Here is a 20,163-nt window from a genome sequence, read left to right on the forward strand (position 1 = left end):
GAATAATGCAGGGATTTGCTTCGCAGGAGCTGGTGGGACGGGACAGGGAAGTCGACGCCGTCCTGTCCGCCCTTCGTTCGCCTGAGCTGCGTGGTGCACTCATTGTGGCGGAGGCAGGGATGGGAAAAAGTGCCCTCGCCAACGTCGTGGCGGGGAAACTCGCCCAGGAAATGCCGGTGCACCGCATCCATGCCAGCTCGGCGCTGACGGGAATACCGTTCGGGGCACTGGCACCGCTGCTGCCGGTGCTCTCTGCCGAAGACACGGACTCGCCCCTTGCAGTAATGCGTGCACTGCTGGGCCGGCTGCGCCCTGCCGGGGCCGGCAGCGGGCAGGCTACGCCGCTTGTGGTTGTTGACGACGCCCATGCACTGGACGAGTCCACAGCGGACCTGCTGTCCCAACTGATGGCTTCGGGGAGGGTCCGTATGCTGATCCTCACCCGGAGCATCACTGACATCCCTGCAGGGATCCCGGCCCAGGTGTGGAGCGGTGTCATTGCCAGGTTCCATCTGCATCCCTTGACCGACGCGCAGGTCCACGAACTCTGTTCGCAGGTGCTCGGGGGAGCGATCCTGAGCACCACCAGCGCCGAACTTGCGCGCAGGAGCGGCGGGAATCCGATGTTTATCCTGGCGCTCCTAGCCGAAACCAGGCGGACCGGAAGCCTCACGGAACGGCACGGAGTATGGCTCATGGGGGTCAACGCGGATCCGCCCCAGGGCAGGCTGGCCGACCTCCTGAAAGCACAGCTCTCCGGGTTGTCGAGCGAAGAGCGTGAAGCAATGGAGATCATAGCGCTCGCTGAACCCGTGCCGGTTGCCGTCGCCTTTCGGCTCGGCCTGCACCGGTCAGTGGATGCCTTGACCGCTGCCAACCTGGTCAGCGTGGAGGAAGCAGGGAGCCGGCTGCTTCGTCCGCGGCATCCCCTGTACGGGCAGCTGGTCCGGCATATGGTTCCAGCGGCGCGAAGCGCGCGCCTGCGCCAGCGCGTCCTAAAAGTCCTGCCCGAGGACACTGAGTCGATGGATGGACTGCTGCGCAGCGTCGGCTGGTCCCTGGACTGCGGTGCCACAGTGCCGGACGAAACACTGCTGCGTGCGGCGTACATGGCCAACAACTTTTTCGACAGTGACTTCGCGCTGCGCGCCGCACGTGAAATCCAGGATCCGGCGCTTCAACCTGCCGCCCGTGTGCAGACTGCGCGCGCCCACTACCAGCGGGCGAACTTCGACGCCGCGCAGGAGCTTGTCACCGGCACCGTGGAACAGGCAGCGGACCTGACCACTGTCAAGCTCGGGACGCTGCTGCGGGTTCAGCTGCACCAGCGGCTGGCCAGCGACGTGGCCGGACTGGACCAGGCTCGCAGAGCCTGGCAGGAGGCCATCGAGCGCATAGCCGCCGAGGCGGAAGCTGCGGGGACGCTCAACGACGAACTGCGCGCCGACATCGAGTCATCCTGGCGGGGTGCAGCGCTTCTCGAAGCGCTGATCGACGTGGCCAAGGGCGCCTACAGCAGCAGCGAGGCGGGCATCTCTTCCCTCCTGGAGAAAGCACGGTCTGCCGGGGACATTGAAGCGGAACTGGTGTCACTGGCGCTGCTGGGTGAAATCCACTCTGCCTGCGGACGAGCGGAAACGGCGATGGTCTACACCCGGGAAGCCCTGGGGATTGTTAATCGAAGCGACCACCGGTTCCTGAACTATCACGAGTTCGTGCTCCACCGGCACCTCTCGGCATTGCTTTGGGCAGGTGCCTGGGATGAGATGGCCAATTCAGTGAATCAGGACCTGGTGATCTCCTCCCGCAGCGCCCTGCGGATCGGAGGCACGGTGGACATGTGCCTGGCAGTCAGGGAGCTGCGCCGCGGAGATATGCCGGCCGCACTGCTCAAGCTCACGGCAGCCGTTGAAGGCATGCGCACCCATGACCCCGAAGGCCATCTGGGGCTCGCCCTAGCCATCGCAGCCCAGCTGGCTGCCGGCGCCGGCGATACAGATACAGCCGACGAGATGCTCGCCGAGTGCGACAAAGCGCCGCCGCGGGGAGGGCTAAGCACCCGGGTAATTACCAGGGGCAACCGGCTGGCAGCAGGCTACGCCCGGACAAACGACCCCAGGATACTCGCGGCCCTGCGCGAGACGGCGGAGCAGGCAGAAGAGCAGGGACTGGTGGCAGCCGAATTCGAACTGCGCTGCCTGAGCATGTACCTGGGCGATCCCACCGTCATGAACCGCCTGCTGAAACTGGAAGTCGAAGGTCCCCGGGGCAGGGCCGTAAACATTTTCGCCCGGGCAGTCCTGGACCATGACATAGCCGGTCTCCTGCGGTTCGCCGCCGAACCGGCGGATCCGGACGCCCGGGCCCTGGGACCGCTCGCCCTGCAGGAAGCGCTCCGGCTCGCCAAAGCGTCCGGGGACCGGACCCAGATCCAGCGGGTCCAGCGTGTGATCAGCAAAACGGACAACGGCACAAGCAGCTCGCGCAGTTCCACCGCGCCGATCCTGACCCGCAGGGAGACGGACGTTGCCGCCCTGGTGGCAAAGGGCCTTCGCAACGCCGAGATCGCAGGCCGGCTTCACCTCTCGGTGCGCACGGTGGAGGGCCACATCTACCGGATTTTCGAGAAACTCGGCATCGGTAAGCGTGAGGAGCTGACGGCCGAACTGCTTCAGGAGTAAGCCTTCCGGTACTGACTACGCAGTGTGCCGGGGTGCGCCCGGGTAAGGCCGAGTATGGACCGGTAGACGGTACTCATCCGGCCTGCCCGCGCCGGTTCGTAGGGTGTCCCGCAGTAACAGAGCTCAGCCGCCCGGCTGCGGACACAGAACGCAGGTCTCCAAAGTGCACCCTTACCCGACCGCTGGAACAGAATTTCCCGAGAAGCCCCTGTCAGTAGCGGTCATCGGCGCAGGCTACTGGGGCCCCAACCTCGCCCGAAACTTCCATGGAAGCCCGGGCTGGCGGCTGGCGGCCATCTGCGACCTGGATACCGCACGAGCCTCCCGCCTTGCCCTGAGCGTAGGCGGGGTGGCCGTCACAGACTCCCTGGAGTCGCTGCTGGCAGACCCGGAGCTCGACGCCGTTGCCATCGCTACTCCGGCCCGGACCCATCACGGACTGGCAGCGTCCGCGCTCGCAGCCGGCAAGCACGTCCTGGTGGAGAAACCACTCGCAGACTCACTCGCCAGGGGTGAGGAGATGGTGCGGCTGGCAAAATCAGCCGGTCTGGTCCTGATGGCGGACCACACCTACTGCTACACCCCGGCTGTCCTGAAGATCCGCGAGCTCGTGGAGCAGGGTGAACTGGGAGAAATCCTGTTCATTGACTCCGTGCGGATCAACCTGGGCCTGATCCAGCCGGATGTCGACGTCTTCTGGGACCTGGCACCCCACGACCTCTCCATCCTCGACTTCGTCCTGCCCGGCGGACTGCAGCCGGTGCGGGTCTCCGCCCACGGATCCGATCCCCTGGGGGCCGGTACCTCCTGCGTTGGGCACCTGGTCCTGGAACTGGGCACGGGGGCAATGGCCCATATCCACGTGAACTGGCTTAGCCCAACGAAAATCCGGCAGCTGGTTATCGGCGGAACCCGGCGCACCCTGGTTTGGGACGACCTCAACCCGCAGCAGCGGCTCAGTGTCTATGACCGCGGCGTCAACCTTAGCCGCCACACCGGGGAGGAAGAACGCTCCCAATCCAACATCTCCTACCGGCTGGGGGACACGTGGTCGCCGGCGCTTCCCGAACATGAAGCCCTCGCGGCCATGGTTGCTGAATTCGCCGGCAGCATCAGGGCGGGCAGGCCCGCCCAGACCGGCGGCGCCGCCGGAGTACGGGTCCTGTCCGTCCTCGAAGCCGCCACACGCAGCCAGCTGTCTGGTTCCCCTGTCCTGCTTAGTCCCACTCTCGAACTGGAATCTGCCTCATGACACATACACATCCTCTCAACGGAGCAGCCGTGCTGGTAACCGGCGGTGCCGGGACCATCGGCTCGGCGATCGTCGACCAGCTGCTGGATGCCGGTGCCCGCGAGGTGCGCGTGCTGGACAACCTGGTCCGCGGACGGCGTGCCAACCTGGCAGACGCGCTCTCTGATTCCCGCGTCGGCCTGTACGAGGCTGACATCCGTGACCGGGATGCGGTGAACGACCTCACGGCCGGTGCTGACTTCGTCTTCCACCAGGCTGCCATCCGCATTACCCAGTGCGCCGAGGAACCGCGGCTGGCCCTGGAAGTGCTGGCTGACGGAACTTTCAACGTACTTGAAGCGGCCGCCGCCCACGGCGTGCAGCGCGTGATTGCGGCCTCGAGTGCTTCCGTCTATGGACTGGCAGAGCAGTTCCCGACGCCGGAAACCCATCATCTGCACAACAACGACACCTTCTACGGAGCTGCAAAGGCTTTCAACGAGGGCATGCTCCGCAGCTTCCACGTGATGAACGGGCTGTCCTATACCGGGCTGCGGTACTTCAACGTCTACGGACCGCGCATGGATGTCCATGGTGTCTACACCGAGGTGCTGGTCCGCTGGATGGAACGGATCGCGGACGGGCTTCCGCCGCTGATCTTCGGGGACGGAGCCCAGACCATGGACTTCATCTTCACTACGGATATTGCCCGGGCCAACCTCCTGGCCGCAGCGCAGGAGACCCCCGCAGGAATTTACAACATCGCGAGCGGCACGGAGACCAGCCTGCTGGAACTGGCCCGCCAGCTGCTGGCCGTCATGAACTCAGACCTCGATGTGGAGTTCGGTCCGGAACGGGCCGTAAACGGGGTCAGCAGGCGGCTGGCTGATACCTCGAAAGCGCACAAGGAGCTGGGATTCACAGCCGAGGTGCCCCTGGCCAAGGGACTGGCAGAACTGGTCGAGTGGTGGCTTCCACTGCGGTCCGAGATCGCCGCCGGACGGAAAGCGTAGACCCATGAGCCGCATCAACGTCATGAAACCGTGGCTTGGAGCCGAGGAAATCGCTGCCGTGAGCGAGGTGATTTCCTCCGGGTGGATAGCCCAGGGACCCCGCACTGCACGGTTCGAGGCCGCTTTCGCAAAGAAAATGGAAGCCGGCCACGCGGTGGCGGCATCCAGCTGCACGACGGCGCTGCACCTCGCCCTGGTGGTGGCGGGAGTGGGGCCGGGAGACGACGTCGTAGTTCCCTCCTTCTCTTTTATCGCCACAGCCAATGCGCCCACCTACGTGGGGGCACGGCCTGTCTTTGCCGACGTAGATCCCGAAACCGGGAACCTGACCGCCGGCACCGTTGAGGCCGCCCTGACCCCGAACACCCGGGCGGTAATCGCCGTCGACCAGGGTGGGGTTCCGGTGGACCTGGCACAGCTTCGGGCACTGTGTGACCCGAGGGGGATTACCGTGCTGGAAGATGCAGCCTGTGCCGCAGGTTCGCGCTATGCCGGAAGACCGGCCGGAGCCGGAGCCGAGATCGCTGCATGGTCCTTCCACCCGCGGAAAATCCTCACCACGGGGGAAGGCGGGATGGTAACAACGCAGCGTGCTGACTGGGCGGACCGGGCCAGGCGGCTGCGCGAACACGCCATGAGCCTGTCAGCGGCCGAACGCAGCGCGAGTGTCCTTGCCCCGGCGGAGGCCTACACCGAGGTGGGGTTCAACTACCGGATGACGGACCTGCAGGCTGCCGTGGGACTCGTCCAGCTCGAACGGCTCGACGCAGTCGTAAGACGGCGCCGCGAACTGGCCGCCGCGTACAGCAAGGCCTTCGCGGAACTTGAGTTCCTGCGTCCGGTAGCCGATCCGCCCTGGGGCGAGTCGAACTTCCAGTCGTACTGGGTTGAGGTGCTTCCAGGATTTGGGACAGACCGCAACAAAGTCCTTGAGGCGCTCGCCGGCCAGGAGATTTCCGCACGGCGCGGAATCATGGCAGCGCACCTGGAACCTGCTTACCGGAACCGGGACACCGGTACGGCTTCGCTGGACGTCACCGAACGGCTCAGCGCCGGCACACTGATCCTGCCGCTGTTCCACGAGATGACCGAGTCCGAGCAGAGCCGGGTCATCGATGCCGTGGCCGCCAGCGGCAGGAAGCGGTGACCATGCCGACACTGCTGCTGCTTGGCGCCGGGGGACTGGGCAGGGAGGTCCTGGCCGCCATACGGATGACCGGGGAGTACCGGATTACGGGATTCCTGGATGACGATCCGGCACTTCACGAAACGGTGGTCGACGGGGTTCCCGTGCTGGGAGGCCTGGGCGGCGCGGCAGGGTACCCCCGCAGCCGGTTCCTGGCCTGTGCCGGCTCCGGAACGGCCCGCGCGGGCATGGTTCAGACACTCGCAGGCATGGGGATCGGAGAGGACCGGTTCGCAACCTTCATCGACCCTGCCGTCCGCCTAACCGGCAGCTGTGCTGTGGGAACGGGGAGCATCCTGCTTGCCGGAACCGTCCTGACGGCTGCGGTCGCGGTCGGCCGGCACGTGGCTGTCATGCCTAACTGCACGCTGACGCACGATGACGTGGTTGAGGACTACGCGACCCTGGCCTCCGGTGTTTGTCTGGGCGGAGGCGCACGTGTGGGGTCCGGTGCCTATCTGGGCATGGGCGCAACGGTGCGGCAGGGGGTCCGGATCGGAGCCGGGGCTCTGGTTGGCATGGGCGCGGCCGTCCTCCGGGACGTTCCCGGGGGACAAACCTGGGCCGGGGTGCCGGCCAGGGAACTTAGGCCGCTGGCGCCAAGCCTGCAGTTCCCGATTTCTGAACCGGACACTTCGTGGAAGGACCCGCGATGACAGCGCAGCAACTGATGACGGTCCCGCTGGTTGACCTGGCTTCCCAACACGCCGAGGTGGAGGAGGAGATACAGGCCGGACTTAAGGATGTCTTCGCAGCGACGGCGTTCATCGGCGGAAGACATGTGGACGACTTTGAAGCCGCCTACAGCCAGTGGCTTGGAAGCGCGCACTGCATCGGAGTGGCCAACGGCACCGATGCACTCGAACTGGCACTTCGGGCCTGCGGTGTTGAGCCCGGCACGGAAGTGGTTCTGCCCGCCAACACGTTTATTGCCACCGCTGAAGCAGTCTCCAGACTGGGCGCACGGCCGGTGCTGGCTGACGTTGACCCGCTGCACCTGCTGATGGACCCGGCGAGCGCGGCAAACGCCGTCGGGCCCAGGACCCGTGCACTGATGCCGGTGCACCTGTTTGGGCAAAGCGCGCCGGTGGAAGCCCTGGAGGCCACAGCCCGGCGCTGCGGTGCGGCGATCGTGGAGGACGCCGCCCAGGCACAGGGCGCGGAGCGGTTCGGCAGAAGGGCCGGAACCCTCGGGGACGCAGCGGGAACCAGTTTCTATCCCGGTAAGAACCTGGGTGCTGCCGGGGACGCGGGAGCCGTCCTGACCGGCAGAGCTGACGTCGCTGCGCGTGTCCGGATGCTCGCCGACCACGGCAGCAGCAGCAAGTACCGGCACGAGGAACCCGGGATGAACTCGCGGCTCGACGCCGTGCAGGCAGTGGTGCTGAGTGCAAAGCTCAAGCGCCTCACGGCCTGGAACGAACGGCGGCGTACAGCGGCTGCAGTGTACGCCGAGCTGCTGAGGGGTATTCCCGGACTTGTGCTGCCCTTCAGCGCAGAAGGCAACACGGACGTATGGCACATCTACGGTGTCCGGGTACCGGCTGAAGAGCGGGACCGGATCCTGAAGCTTCTGGTCTCCGCAGGAATCGGCGCAGGAATCCACTATCCAGTTCCCGTGCACCTGACCGGCGCCTACGCACACCTGGGCCACGGTCCCGGAGACTTCCCTGTCAGTGAGGACGCCGCGGCGCGGCTGCTGTCGCTGCCGCTCCATCCTCACCTGAGCCGCGCCCAGCAGGAATACGTCGCTGAAACCCTCGCGGCGGCCCTGCAGTGACAGCGCCGCCGGAAGCCAGCGGCCTGGGCAGCATAGGTGCACGGGCCGCCAGGGGCGCTCTCTGGTCCGGCGCGAACGCCCTCATGATGAAGCTGGCGGGAATAGCCGTCATGGTGGTCGTGGTGAGGCTGGTAACGCCGCACGATTTCGGAGTGTTTGCTGCTGCCCTGGTCGTGCACGCGATTGTTTCCAGCTTCGGGGAACTCGGCCTTTCATCGTGTGTTGCCAGACGGGACCTTGACCCCGAAAAGGTGGCATCCACGGTAGCTGTTTTGGCGCTCGTGAGTTCCTTTGTGCTGGCCGGCGGCATGGTGCTGGCTGCCGATCCGCTCGCCGGCCTGCTGGGTGCCCCGGAAGCTGCTGCACCGATCCGGGTGCTCTCCATTGCCGTGTTCCTGGGCGGGGTCTTCACAGTTCCCGGCGCGCTCCTGGTGCGTGAGTTCCGTCAGGGCAAGGTGTTCCTCGCCTCAGCGGTGGCGTTTGTGCCGACCAACCTGGTACTGATTCTCCTGGCGATCGGCGGTGACGGTGCGATGGCGTTCGCCTGGTCGCGTGTGGTCAGCCAGCTGGTCAGTGGAATCGTCATGGCACTGAGCGTTGACCGAACTTACTGGCCCAGTCTGCGCCGTGCACAAGTTGGGCCGGTTCTGCGCTTTGGACTGCCGCTGGCCGGCGCCAATCTGCTGGGCTACAGCCTGCTCAATGCCGACTATGCGATTATCGGAGCTTTTCTGGGACCGGCGGAGCTTGGTATTTACACGCTGGCCTTTACAGTCGCTTCCTGGTCCACATCAGTAATGAGTTCAACCATCAACTCCGTTGCGATGCCCGCGTTCTCCGCCCTCCAATCCGGATCCGCCGAACTGCGCGGTTTCCTGGCCAGGACCTCCCGCATGGTGGCCCTCATCGCGTTTCCGGTCATGGCACTGACCATTGCTCTCGCCGGAGAGCTGGTGGCTGTCCTGTACGGCAGCACCTGGGCGGCCGCAGCCCCCGTGCTGCGGATACTTGCCCTGTATGGGGGTGTCTTCGCCCTGTCCCTGCTGATGTCCAACCTGCTGGTGGGCCAGGGCCGGGCAGGATCCGTTTTTGCAGTCCAGGCCGTTTGGCTGATTGTCCTGATCCCCGCCGTTGGACTGAGCCTTGGACCCTTCGGCCTTTCAGGGGCAGCGTGGGTGCACGTGGCGGTCATTGCGATTGTCATCATGCCCCTCTACCTGCGGGCCCTTCGCGGGACCGTTCCCGCGGCCGGCCGTCTCCTGGTGCGTGCCTCAGGCGCTCCGGCGGCAGCGGCTGCCGGGGCCGCGCTGCTGGGCCTGGCCGCTGCCTCGCCCGTCAGCGGTGACGTGCCGCGTCTGATTCTCGGCGGACTCACCGGGACAGCCGCCTATCTGGTGTTGAGCGCACCAATGCTCCGCCGTGCGCTGCCTGCGGCGGTGCGGGGCAGGGCGGGAACCCTGCTGGCCTTCTACGACCGTTTGGAAAGCACGCTGCCTGCGCTGCGGCAGCGAAGCAAGGAGAGCATCCAATGAGACCGATTGACCAGCCATTGCCCCGGCTGCTGTTCTTCCGCTGGGCCAAGCCCGGGCTCCCCGGTTTCCTGAACCGGCATCTGGACGAGCATGTGCAGACCCTGGAACATTTCTTTGACGTCCGTGTCATTGACCGGGACTGTGATTATGCGGCCGAGTGTGATGCCTTTTCCCCGGACCTCTGCGTTTTTGAATCGGGCGTCTACGCGGGGGAGCGGAGTATCCGGAACACAGCCAGCCGGCCGGAGATCCCCAAACTTGGGTTCCTGCATTCGGATCCCTACGACCTGGCGCGTGCGGTTTTCCTCTCGGACATGGACCGGTGGGGCGTCGAAGAATACTTCACCACCTCGGTGGCCATGGCCGAATACACTCCCGAGATAGCAGACCGGCTATTCGTCTGGCCCAACTCCGTGGACCCTGCCGTTTTCCACTCCTATCCCGGTGAGAAGAATATTCCGGTCCTCTTCACCGGCAGCCAGGAGCGCCACTATCCCTGGCGTAACGCGGTGGGCCGGACACTGTCCCGAAACTTCGCAACCATGACCATGCCGCACTACGGATGGGGCAAAAGCGGGGGCCGCACAGTGTTCGGTGCAGACTACGCCCGCCTGCTCAGCGCCAGTGTCTTCGTTCCCGCATGCGGGAGCATGTCCAGGGACCTGGTGCGCAAGCACCTGGAAATCCCGGCAGCCGGTGCCTGCCTCATCGCGGAGGATACCCCGGCAGTCGCTGCATTCGGGTTCGTGGACCTGGAGAACTGCGTGCTGGGAGAGGCTGAGGAGATACCGGACAAACTTGATGCGCTGCTCGCGGATCCCGGCCGTCTGGAGGCTGTGGTCCGCGCTGGCCAAAAGCTGGTCCAGGAAAGGCACGTACAGTCCCGCCGCAGCCAGGTCCTGGAGTGGCTGCAGCTGCAGGCCGTGCGCTCCCCGGCCGAACGCATAGTGCAGGCGTCCCCAGCAGGAAGCCTGTTCCTGTCGCCAAAGGACAGCACACAGGTGCCGTTCGCCGCGGGCGGCCGCGACAGGCAGTTCCTTGCATCCGGCTGGCACCTACTGGAGGAACCGGATCCGGACGGTGCCCGGCGGGAGTTCCTGAAATGCCTCAACTTCTACTTCATTCCTGAAGCGGTGATCGGGGCAGCCTTTAGCGAACTCGCTGCAGGCAACGCTGAAGCAGCGCGGGACTGGACCACGCAGGCGCTGGTGGACACTTTCACGGACCGGTCCGCACCGGACCCGGATCCGGTCCTCTGGGCCACTCATCTCAGGGCGCTGCTGTGCTCCGGAGAGCGGGAACAGGCCGTGGCCGGGGCACGGAGATTCCCGCATTTGAGCCACCGGGAACTGGACCGGATGCGCAGCCTGCTGGGCCTTGAAACGGCAGCGGTGCGATCTGCCCGTGCTTCCATCTGCCCGGTTCCGGAAACCTCACAGGGGAAGTGGGAAGCCACACTGGCCCATGCACTCATGGCGTGCGGCCAGTCACGGGACGGTCTGCGGTTCACCGCCGCGCCCACTGCGGCTTCCACTCCCGCTCCGGTGGTGCCAGGCCATGGCCCGGCAGCTCTCCTTCGGAAGCGCTTGCTTCGCCGGATCCGCTGGCGGATGCGCACGGGCGCAGTGCGGCAGCTTCGGCTAAGACTTTCGCCTCTGAAACAGCGGCTGCTGACAGATGAATTTTCCCGGACGCTCACCGACATCCTTCGCCGGGAAGGGCTCGAATCGGCTGTTCTGTTTGGAGATCCCGCCGGCGACCGGCTGCAGCGCGCGATGCGGCGGGGACTGGAGCTGAATCCGTCGCTCCCGCCACTGACCGTGGTGCGCGCCGCACAGGTCGATACCTCCGTAATCGCCGGCGCAGCCGGTGACGCGGAACGCGGGACCGGCACGAACCGGACAGCAGCTTTTGTGGCGGATGCGCGAGCCGCTGAAGGGTCGGCCGAGTTCCTTTCCAGGTGTGCCCTGGTGGTCCTGACGGATACCACGACGCCCGGCGGCTACCGCTTGCTGACCGGGCTGACCGCCGGCAGCCGGTTTGTTCTGCTGGGGCACGAACCAGTACGCGGGACGGCGATACTGGCGGGATCCGACAGGCCTCCGGTGCAAGAAAAGCACCACGGAGAACAGGCTCTCCAGCAAACAGAGGGGAGCGCGCAGTGAGCGGAAAAGGCGCCGTGGCATGGATCGCCGGAACGCCATGGGCAGCCGTCAGCGGGACGGAAAAGCAGCTGGCCAGCGCACTCGCGCAGCATCGTCAGGTGCTGTGGGTCGATCCTCCGGCAGCATTGTTTGGAGGACGCGCACCCGGCCTGCACCCGGTGCTGGAGGAAGTCCTGCCGCGGCTCAGCCGTTTGACCGTGCCGGTCCTGCCGGGCGCCTGGCGTCCCGTGCTGAACCGTGCGGCCACCTGGCTCCTGCACCGGGGGATCCATTCGGCGACCCGGGATGCCGACCCGGAGTTCGCCGTCGTCGTCGTGGGGGGACCGCTGGGCCGGTTTCCGCGAAAGACAACTGGAACGAAGGTGTTCTTCGTGACTGATGACTGGCTGGCGGGAGCCCCGCTCATGGGTATTGATGCGGGCCGGATCCGCCGCTGCATGCTCGCGAACATTGCCGAAGCAGACCTGGTGGCCGCAGTCACTGAGGATCTGGCGGACAGGCTCCAGGACCTGTCACCCGGCACGAAGGTGCTCCACCTGCCCAACGGCTGTGTGCCTTTCCCGGCCCGCCCGCCGGGACCCCGTTCCCGACGGGCCATACTCCTCGGACAGCTGAACGAGCGGCTGGACTTCGACATTCTGGACGCGGTGGCAGCCGCGGGCATTGAGCTCGCCGTCATCGGCCCCCGAACGGCCCGGGACCCGGCGGTGCAAGCCAGACTGGATGCCCTGCTTGCGCTGGGAAACGTCAGCTGGGAGCCTGAGGTCCCTGCCGAGGAGGTGCCGCAGCGGCTCAGCTCCGCGGCAGTTGGCATCACCCCCTACGCCGACACAGCCTTCAACCAGGCAAGTTTTCCGCTGAAAACCCTCGACTACCTGTCTGCCGGCTTGCCGGTCGTGGCAACCGACCTCCCGGCGGCCCGCTGGCTTGGCAGTCCCCACGTGAAGCGTGAGCGCACTCCGGAAGGGTTCACTGACGCAGTGACCCGCGCACTGGGCGAGGCTCCGGATGCCGGCCATATACGGGAAAGGCAGCTGCTGGCGCGTACGCATTCCTGGGATGCTCGGGCACGTACCCTTCTCGACGCCGCCGGCGCCGCCAGCCCGGAATGGGCGGGCGACCATTTCCTGATCACCCGTTTCAACCTCCCAACACCCGGTCCGGAATCACTGGTGCGGGCACGTGAAGGGTGGCTGAAGGAACGGGCCGGACTCTTCGAGCGCTTTTGCCTGCCCTCCGTGGCCGCGCAGTCCAACGCCCGGTTTCGTTGGATCATCTATTTCGATCCCGAGAGCCCGGCCTGGCTCATCGAACGTATACGGGCATGGTCGGCCGGTGGACTTTTCACGCCTGTCTACCGCTCGTCCGTGGGACGCACCGAGCTGTTGGTGGACTTGCGGAGCATGGTCTCTGAACCAGCGGCAGAACTGATGACCACCAACCTGGACAACGACGACGGACTGGCAGCGGACTTTGTGGACCGCCTGCAGCACGCGGCGGGAAAGACCGGTGGCCGCCGCACCGCGCTGTATCTGCCAAACGGCCTCATCCTCGCCGGGAGAAGGCTCTTTGCCAGGACTGACCGGACCAACGCATTTTGTTCCGTTGCTGAGCCGTGGCCGGACGCCGTGACCTGCTGGGCAGACTGGCACACGCTGCTGGGACGCAGCATGCCGGTACTGGAAGTTCCCGGGCCCCCGGGATGGCTCCAGGTTGTCCATGGCGGAAACGTCAGCAACCGTGTCCGGGGCGTCAGGGCGGTTCCTGAGATCCACAGCCCGCGCTTTGAAGGACTCCTGGGCGGTGCTGAGGCTCCTACCGCCGGTGAACGTATCCGGGAACTGCTGCTGGAGACTCCGCGCAGGACTGCAGGAGCAGGACTGCGCACGGCAGCAAAGACCGTGCTCCTTCGAACCATGGGCAAGGACGGCCTTGACCGGGTCAAGAACCGGATTGGTGCAATGCAGGGCGTTCTTGTGAGGGGGCAGCAGTGACAACACGGCAAAGCCTGCTGGTATTTGTCCGCCGCTGGTACCTGGTCCTCTCCGGGATAGTGCTCACCGCCCTCCTCAGCTGGGCTGCAAGCCTGCTGGTCCCGCCGTCGTACGATGCGCAGGGAAGCATGGTCCTGATGCCGCCGTCAGCGAATGTGGGCGAGGACGGCAACCCTTACCTGCAGCTGGGCGGGATGAGCGAAGCGCTGGACGTACTGGTCCGGCAGTCAAACGCCCCCGCTGTCCGTGACCAGGTGCTCGACGAGTATCCGTCGGCGACCTACACGATTGAGCCGGACCGCAGCACCAGCGGGTCCATTGTGGTTGTGCAGGCCACAGCAGAGAACGACGCCGAGTCCCTGGAACTGCTGGACCGCGCCATGGAAACGCTCCCGGCCGTCCTCACCCGCATGCAGGATGACCTGGAGGTGACGCCGGAGCAGCGAATCGACATCATGCCACTGGTTGTGGACGCCGAGGGGACGCTGAACGTGAAGCAGACACTGCAGATCGTGGCCGTCGCCGTCGCGATAGGGCTGGCAGGCACGCTTATGTTCACGGCACTGGCAGACGGCCTGCTGCTCTCCCGGCAGCGCCGGCTCAAACCTGCAGCCGAAGAGAACCTGCACCAAAAAGCATCCGTACCCGGACCGGCAAGTGATGTTCATGTCCGCGGTGCCGGCCGGAGAGCCGGAGAGAGGAAAGACAGCCAGGGAAAGCGCACGGCTCGGACCGGAGGAGAACGGCCTGCAGCGGGGGAGAAGCCGCAGGAATCCGTTACCGGGGAAGACCTGCGTACACGGTGACGTCCGCAGACCTCCTGGCCACACTGCGAAGGCGCTGGTACGTGCTGCTGGCAGGGCTCTGCTGCACCGGGCTGGCCTACTGGGGCCTTAGCCAATCCGCACCGGTTTACGCAGCCCAGTCGGACTTCGTTTTCGCAGAGCCGGGGCTTCCGGGCCAGGGCCGTTCCCTTACCGGCACCGAACCCCAAACGCTGATCGACTTCACAGCCATTGTGGAGCGCAAGGTCCTGGCCGGAGCCACGTCCACAAAACTCGCCTCACCCACGGCGTCGTTATTCGGTACGGGGATCCGGCAGGGAACCTCGATCAGCATGCTGGACACCGGCGGCCAGTGGCTCTCTTCCTTCAGCCGCCCGGTACTGTCCGTGCAGGTTGCGGCGCCGTCTCCGGAAGAAGTCTCCGCCGAGATGGAGCGGGTCCTGCTTGAGGTCCGTGCCGTGAGCGAAGCGCTTCAGGCCGATGCAGGAGCTGCCCCATCGTCGATGATCAGCGTGGAACGCGCGCCGGAGGACCTCATCATCACCTCTTTTGGCAAGACGAAGATGGGGGAGGCGAAGGCGCTGACTGTCCTGTCCGTGACGGGTCTGGGGCTGTCCTGCGCCGCGGCGGCAGCAACGGATGCGATGGCATTGCGCCGGGCCCGCACCGGGCGAAGGCACAGGAGCGGTAACGGAAAGAGAGCCCGGGCAGAGGCAGCGGCATGGCAGGGCTGAAGAAATATCCATCGGCGGCACCGGCGGCGGGGTCCAACGGCACGTCGCGCGATGTGTCAACCTTCCTGTCTGTCTACCTCCTGCTTACCCTGGCGCTCCCGTCCTACCTCACCATCACCGCACTCGGCTCCCTGGGACGGCCCTCAACCCTGTGGGGTTTGCTGGGACTGTCCTGGTGGGCCTTTGAAAGACTGCGCCGCACCACCCGGCTGAACGCAGGATCCTCGGCGGTGCGCTGGGCGCTTCTGGGTTTCCTGGCAGCGGTGCTGATTAGCTACGCCGTATCCAATCTCCAGGGAATTCCGCCAAACGAGTCTTCACCGGCTGACAGCGGCCTTTTGCGGACCGCCGGCTGGGTGGGGATTGGGCTGCTGGCCAACGACGGGATTGGTTCAGCGGAGCGCTGGCTGGTTCTGGTCCGCAGGATGACTCTGCTCGGTGGACTGGCCGCACTGCTGGGCCTGGCCCAGTTCGTTGCAGGCCAAAGCCTGCTCGAATGGCTTACGCTCCCGGGCTTCAGTGCTGACAGTGCGCACTCAGCGTCCACTCGCGGAGACTTCATCCGGCCGTCAGGACTGGCCACGCAGCCTCTGGAGTACGCAGTCGTGCTGTCAATGGCGCTGCCCCTGGCACTTACCCTCGCGCTGACGGACAAACACCGGAACCAGGCCGCCCGCTGGTGGCCCGTGCTCGCACTGGCCCTCGCTACGATCCTGTCCGGCTCCAAATCGGCGTTCATCGGAGCTGCGGTAGGCATCATCATCTTGGTCCCTGCCTGGTCCGGGGCTGTCCGGATTCGGGTGCTGGGCGGTCTGGCGGTGCTGCTGGGGATCGTCTACGTCACCGTCCCCGGCGTCGCAGGAACGGCACGCGGCATGTTCCAGAGCATGGGCAATGACTCAAGTTCCCTGTCCCGGACGGACAGTTACGGTGTGGCCATCGAGATCGCGACAAGGAACCTCTTTTTTGGCCGCGGTTTTGGAACGTTCCTCCCGCGCTACCGCATCTTCGACAACGGCTACCTGACCGCCTTGGTGGAGGTTGGGCTGGTCGGACTGATGCTGCTGGTCCTGCTGCTGCTCTGTGCCGTGTGGAACACCCTGGGCGCGGGGTACCGGCTGTTCCCTGCCGGAAGCCGGGCCCGGGAGCTCGGGGCAGGCCTGGCCGCTTCAATCCTGGCCGGGGCCGTCCTGCTGGCGTTCTTCGACGGGTTGAATTTCTCCGTCTCGGCGGCCCTCCTGTTCCTTTCCGTTGGACTCGCAGGCGCCTACCGCGGGCTGCACAGGTCCGGGGAACGCCGAGGGAGCTGGACCGGAATCCGTCTGCCGGACGGAGACCCGCTCAGGGAATGAGTTCTCCGGCCCGGGTCCCGCCAGAGCCAACGATCGACCACTACGCAGGCGGGGCCCGTGTCAGGCACGGAACATGGTCCGGGTGCTTTCATCCCGCTCCCACGTTGTTCCCGGGTGCGAGGCTGCCGCAAGCCGACGGCCCGCGAGGGTGAAAGCGGTGTAGACGACGGCGTCGAACGCACTTCGCGGACCTCGAACGGAACCGAAGATCCCCGCGGCACTGTTTAGCGCTGTGCTGTTGAGGGCGCCCTGCTCGGCGTTGCCCCGGTAGGTGCGGCGAAGGACAGCCAGCAGGCTGGGAACGTCACGGGGAAGCCGGACCAGGACTGGGGGGCAGTCAAGGACGGACTTCTCCGCTGCCGGAAAAAACCGCTCCACGTACAGGTCATCGGCTACTACCGGGGGGAGCGTACCCAGTTGCTGCCCGGCCTCGGCGCTCAGTGCGTAGGCGCCGGCGCCCCACAGTGCTGTCCCCGCCCCGGGCAGATGGCGGCGGGCACGGTAATAGGAGCGAACCAGCAAAGCTGCGCCGTTCAGGTCGTAGTCCACCGGCGGGCGAACGGCGAGGGACCCGGTATCCAGTGCCTCGAAAACCGCGCGAACAGTCTCCTCGCCCACCGTGATGTCCGCGTCCAGATACAGCCGTGGCCAGAAGGAAGCGGCGGCGTTGCCGGCATTGATGGCCGCTGTCTTGGACGCCTGCATAATCTCCAGCACCCGCACTCCCGCACGTGCCCCGGCCTCAGCAGCCGAGCCGTCGGTGCAGCCGTTGCACACCACGATGACTTCGGTTCCGGCGGCAATCACCGACGCCAGGGAATCAAGGGTGGCGCCGATCACGCGTTCCTCATTGTGGCAGGGAATGATGATCGTGCCCCGGGGAAGGGATACGGCGCCCTCGTCTGCGGCCGCTGGAGTTTCCGCGGCGGAGGCGCGGCCGGCCCCCGGGAGACGCCTCCGGTGCCGGGAAAGCAGCAGCGCCGGGACCGCCAGGCGGTGCCCTGCCCCGCCGGTCCGCAGCACTTCTGCCAGCAGGACTGCTGTCCGAAACGCCGCGGCGTAGCTTTTTCCGTGGCGCAGTTCGGCGTATCGAACCCGGTTCACGGCCATTAGCGCGGTGAGCTCGGGTGACTGCCCTGACCCGCCCCGGCGGTGCACCATGGTGGCCGCCGGTTCAAACCACACTTCCGCACCGGTGCTGCGCGCTCGGTGAAAGTACTCCGTTTCCTCGGAGTACAGGAAGAAGTCCTCGTTCCAGCCGCTCAGCCTGCGGGCCAGGGGCATATCCACCATCAGCGCCGCTCCCGTAGCCCAATCCACGGGATGTGCGTAGAGGTAGGCCTCGGCGTCGTACTCAATCTCCGAGAGCCAGCCCGGCCGATGCGCCAGCCGCCGCCCGGCGAGTGCATCTCCCAGCGCCCGGGGAATACTCGGTTCCCGTCGGAGGGAATGGTAGGTACTGCCGTCCTCATCAGCCAGCAAAGGCACCACTATCCCGGTCCCCGGCTGCCGCAGGCGCTCCAGCATGGCTCTAAGGGCGCCGCGGCCGACCCGGAGGTCCGGGTTGAGGACCAGGACGGCTCCCGCATCACCGGTATGCAGGGCAGCTGCGTTGATCCCGCCGGCGTAGCCGAGGTTGCCGCCGGTTTGCACAACCTGCACATCACTGTGCAGGGCAAGCTGTTCCAGGGTGGTGTCTGTAGAGGAGTTGTCCGCCACGACTACCCGCACGGCCAGGTCATCCGTCTCAGCCCGCAGGGAATCGATCAGACCGGGGACGTCGCCGGCGTTGTTGTGGGTGACAGAGAGAACACAAACATCGGCGAAGCCAGTCGGCGGCGCGAAACGGAACGGAACACGGGCGGGGGATGGAGCAGCCGGCCGCGGTACTGCGCCGGGCGGCACCGTGGATCCGGACTGGCCGGCTGGGCGCTGCAACCGCAGATAGGCCGGGGGGCCTTGAAGAAGGTATCGCTTAGCCAGGCGGCGTGGTTCCAGGGCGAGCCGCCAGGCCCACTCGAGCCCGTTGGCGCTGGCCCAGTCCGGTGCACGCTGGATCCTGCCGGCCAGGAAGTCCACCACTGCTCCGAAGGCAAGCAGTGCTGACGCGCCGGTTGCAGCACCGTTCTCGGTGATCCACAGTTCCTGGCGGGGTTTGCCAAGGCAGACGACCAGGACGTCCACCCCTGCGCCTGAAATCTCCGAACACAGGTGCAGATTGGCTGCGGCATCTCCCAGCATGCTGCGTTCGGGCGCCCAGCAGCCGGCGATGCGCAGCTTGGGGCGCAGCCGGGGAAGGACCTGCATCAGCCGCTCCTGGGTTTGAAGTGCTCCGCCCAGGAAACCGACGCTGAGTCCGTGTTCCTCGCACTCGTCCAGGAGGGGGCCAATGAGGTCGCTTCCGGCAAGACGGGACCATTGCCGCTGCGTAAGGGCGCTGGCGCGGGCTGCGATGGGCGCCCCATCCACCAGATTCAGCCACTCAACTGCTCCGCTGCGTCCTGCGGCGTCCAGGGCACCATGCCATCGTCCGGCTGCGCCAAAGTAGTGCAGGTGGTCCAGATTGACGGATGCAACAGCCAGCGGTTCGCGGGCCCCGCTGCGCGCCCGCTCCACGATCATCCTGACTGCGTCCTCAGCCGTCAGGAGGTCGACCGGCACATCGGCCAGCAACAGCCTGCTGCTGTCGTGGCCGGAACCGAATGACCGCCCCTTGGATACATGGCCGTCCGTTGTCGTTGCTAGCTTTGCCATGTCCGGCTCCTCCTCCACAATCGTTGCTACCGGCAGCGACAATAGGAGGGGCCATACGCGGGGCACTGGGTATGTGCTACTGGTCTCTGCACGGACAGTGGAGCCCGCAAAGGGTAATTCTGCGAGGTGCTACGCGGGTAGGGGCCGCGGTGGGCCGGGACCCTGCGGGAGGCTGGCTTCGAACCCGGCCGGTTAGTCCCCGAAGGTCAGTGCGGCTGGGTCTGAAACATGCTCCGAAATCGGTGCCAGCGCGCCGTCGTGAACGCGGAAGAGCGCGCCGGTGAGCGGGCAGGTCCATTCGCCGTCGGAGGAACCGGGAACAAGAGGGTGCCCTGCCGGGCCAACCCAGCCCACCTGGCGTGCAGGGACTCCCGCGACGACGGCGTAGGCAGGAACATCCCTGGTCACGACAGCGCCGGCAGCCACTGTTGCCCACGCGCCAATCCTGACGGGCGCGATGCAGACAGCACGGGCGCCGATGGCAGCACCCTCACTTACTTCGACACCCACCGGGTTCCAGTCCTCCGCGTTCTTCAGCGACCCGTCCGGGTTCACTGCCCGCGGATAAGTGTCGTTGGTGAAGACGACGGCGGGCCCCACAAATACCCCGTGGCCCAGCACTGCCGGTTCGTAGACCAGGGCATGGTTCTGGATCTTGCAGTTGTTCCCCACCCGGACACCCGGACCGATGTACGCGCCCCGTCCGATAACGCAGTTCGCGCCGACTACCGCGTCTTCCCTCACCTGCGCGAGGTGCCAGATCAGTGTTCCGGTTCCGATCTGTGCGTTGGCGTCGACGTCTGCCGTGGCATTGATGTTGTCCATACCGGTGTCCTTTCGCTCCCGGGACAACCCGTTGTCTTCCGGGCCTGCCACACCCTACCGCTTGGCCGCGCGGACGCGCACAAGTAAGAGATGCCTAGGTAGTCGAGACACTTTTGAAGCTGATTCCCCGG

Annotated in this window: 14 protein-coding genes; 12 read left to right on the forward strand and 2 right to left on the reverse strand. The window is 66.0% G+C overall.

Features of this window, described 5'->3' with window-relative positions:
* The first annotated feature begins 5 nt into the window (after positions 1-5).
* The 12 genes from AO716_RS07230 (at position 6) to AO716_RS07285 (ending at position 16,453) form a co-directional block, all read left to right on the forward strand.
* The gene (locus tag AO716_RS07230) at positions 6-2,681 is read left to right on the forward strand and encodes a helix-turn-helix transcriptional regulator (protein ID WP_055240275.1); all 2,676 of its coding nucleotides are present in this window, start codon (positions 6-8) and stop codon (positions 2,679-2,681) included.
* A gap of 163 nt (positions 2,682-2,844) precedes the next feature.
* Positions 2,845-3,933 carry a Gfo/Idh/MocA family protein gene (locus AO716_RS07235; protein ID WP_055240276.1) on the forward strand — a complete coding sequence of 363 codons (1,089 nt, stop codon included), beginning with the start codon at positions 2,845-2,847 and terminating at the stop codon, positions 3,931-3,933.
* Positions 3,930-4,925, forward strand: coding sequence for an SDR family NAD(P)-dependent oxidoreductase (locus tag AO716_RS07240; RefSeq protein WP_055240277.1), 996 nt, complete (start codon positions 3,930-3,932; stop codon positions 4,923-4,925). The genes AO716_RS07235 and AO716_RS07240 overlap by 4 nt, the downstream gene beginning before the upstream one ends.
* Positions 4,926-4,929: 4 nt before the next feature.
* Entirely contained in the window at positions 4,930-6,072 is a 1,143-nt protein-coding gene (locus AO716_RS07245) for a DegT/DnrJ/EryC1/StrS family aminotransferase (RefSeq protein WP_055240278.1), read from the forward strand.
* Positions 6,073-6,074: 2 nt separating this feature from the next.
* Positions 6,075-6,767, forward strand: coding sequence for a NeuD/PglB/VioB family sugar acetyltransferase (locus AO716_RS07250; protein ID WP_055240279.1), 693 nt, complete (start codon positions 6,075-6,077; stop codon positions 6,765-6,767).
* Positions 6,764-7,891 (forward strand): DegT/DnrJ/EryC1/StrS family aminotransferase, encoded by a 1,128-nt coding sequence (locus AO716_RS07255; RefSeq protein ID WP_055240280.1) that lies wholly within the window; start codon positions 6,764-6,766, stop codon positions 7,889-7,891. The genes AO716_RS07250 and AO716_RS07255 overlap by 4 nt, the downstream gene beginning before the upstream one ends.
* Positions 7,888-9,423 carry a lipopolysaccharide biosynthesis protein gene (locus AO716_RS07260; protein ID WP_055240281.1) on the forward strand — a complete coding sequence of 512 codons (1,536 nt, stop codon included), beginning with the start codon at positions 7,888-7,890 and terminating at the stop codon, positions 9,421-9,423. Before AO716_RS07255 ends, AO716_RS07260 begins: the two co-directional genes overlap by 4 nt.
* Positions 9,420-11,588, forward strand: a complete 2,169-nt coding sequence (locus AO716_RS07265; protein WP_082413411.1) for a glycosyltransferase — start codon at positions 9,420-9,422, stop codon at positions 11,586-11,588. Before AO716_RS07260 ends, AO716_RS07265 begins: the two co-directional genes overlap by 4 nt.
* Positions 11,585-13,582, forward strand: coding sequence for a glycosyltransferase (locus AO716_RS17000; protein ID WP_082413412.1), 1,998 nt, complete (start codon positions 11,585-11,587; stop codon positions 13,580-13,582). Before AO716_RS07265 ends, AO716_RS17000 begins: the two co-directional genes overlap by 4 nt.
* On the forward strand, positions 13,579-14,388 hold the full coding sequence (locus AO716_RS07275; protein WP_055240283.1) for a hypothetical protein: 810 nt from the start codon (positions 13,579-13,581) through the stop codon (positions 14,386-14,388). Before AO716_RS17000 ends, AO716_RS07275 begins: the two co-directional genes overlap by 4 nt.
* A complete protein-coding gene (locus AO716_RS07280) occupies positions 14,385-15,101 on the forward strand; it encodes a hypothetical protein (protein ID WP_055240284.1) in 717 nt (238 codons plus the stop codon). The genes AO716_RS07275 and AO716_RS07280 overlap by 4 nt, the downstream gene beginning before the upstream one ends.
* Positions 15,089-16,453 carry an O-antigen ligase family protein gene (locus tag AO716_RS07285; protein WP_055240285.1) on the forward strand — a complete coding sequence of 455 codons (1,365 nt, stop codon included), beginning with the start codon at positions 15,089-15,091 and terminating at the stop codon, positions 16,451-16,453. The genes AO716_RS07280 and AO716_RS07285 overlap by 13 nt, the downstream gene beginning before the upstream one ends.
* A gap of 60 nt (positions 16,454-16,513) precedes the next feature.
* Here the strand turns inward: AO716_RS07285 and AO716_RS17005 are convergent, their stop codons facing one another.
* On the reverse strand, positions 16,514-19,207 hold the full coding sequence (locus tag AO716_RS17005; RefSeq protein WP_082413413.1) for a WecB/TagA/CpsF family glycosyltransferase: 2,694 nt from the start codon (positions 19,205-19,207) through the stop codon (positions 16,514-16,516).
* Between the two features lie 192 nt (positions 19,208-19,399).
* Positions 19,400-20,032, reverse strand: coding sequence for an acyltransferase (locus tag AO716_RS07295; RefSeq protein ID WP_055240286.1), 633 nt, complete (start codon positions 20,030-20,032; stop codon positions 19,400-19,402).
* Between the last annotated feature and the right edge of the window lie 131 nt (positions 20,033-20,163).

The sequence above is a fragment of the Arthrobacter sp. Edens01 genome (genome assembly GCF_001307035.1).
GTDB lineage: Bacteria > Actinomycetota > Actinomycetes > Actinomycetales > Micrococcaceae > Arthrobacter_B.

What these genes read in the sequence shown, in the direction of transcription:
- AO716_RS07230 (WP_055240275.1), top strand. Translation starts at nt 6, where the DNA reads ATGCAGGGATTTGCTTCGCAGGAGCTGGTGGGACGGGACAGGGAAGTC.
- AO716_RS07240 (WP_055240277.1), top strand. Translation starts at nt 3,930, where the DNA reads ATGACACATACACATCCTCTCAACGGAGCAGCCGTGCTGGTAACCGGC.
- AO716_RS07245 (WP_055240278.1), top strand. Translation starts at nt 4,930, where the DNA reads ATGAGCCGCATCAACGTCATGAAACCGTGGCTTGGAGCCGAGGAAATC.
- AO716_RS07250 (WP_055240279.1), top strand. Translation starts at nt 6,075, where the DNA reads ATGCCGACACTGCTGCTGCTTGGCGCCGGGGGACTGGGCAGGGAGGTC.
- AO716_RS07255 (WP_055240280.1), top strand. Translation starts at nt 6,764, where the DNA reads ATGACAGCGCAGCAACTGATGACGGTCCCGCTGGTTGACCTGGCTTCC.
- AO716_RS07265 (WP_082413411.1), top strand. Translation starts at nt 9,420, where the DNA reads ATGAGACCGATTGACCAGCCATTGCCCCGGCTGCTGTTCTTCCGCTGG.
- AO716_RS07285 (WP_055240285.1), top strand. Translation starts at nt 15,089, where the DNA reads ATGGCAGGGCTGAAGAAATATCCATCGGCGGCACCGGCGGCGGGGTCC.
- AO716_RS17005 (WP_082413413.1), bottom strand. Translation starts at nt 19,207, where the DNA reads ATGGCAAAGCTAGCAACGACAACGGACGGCCATGTATCCAAGGGGCGG.
- AO716_RS07295 (WP_055240286.1), bottom strand. Translation starts at nt 20,032, where the DNA reads ATGGACAACATCAATGCCACGGCAGACGTCGACGCCAACGCACAGATC.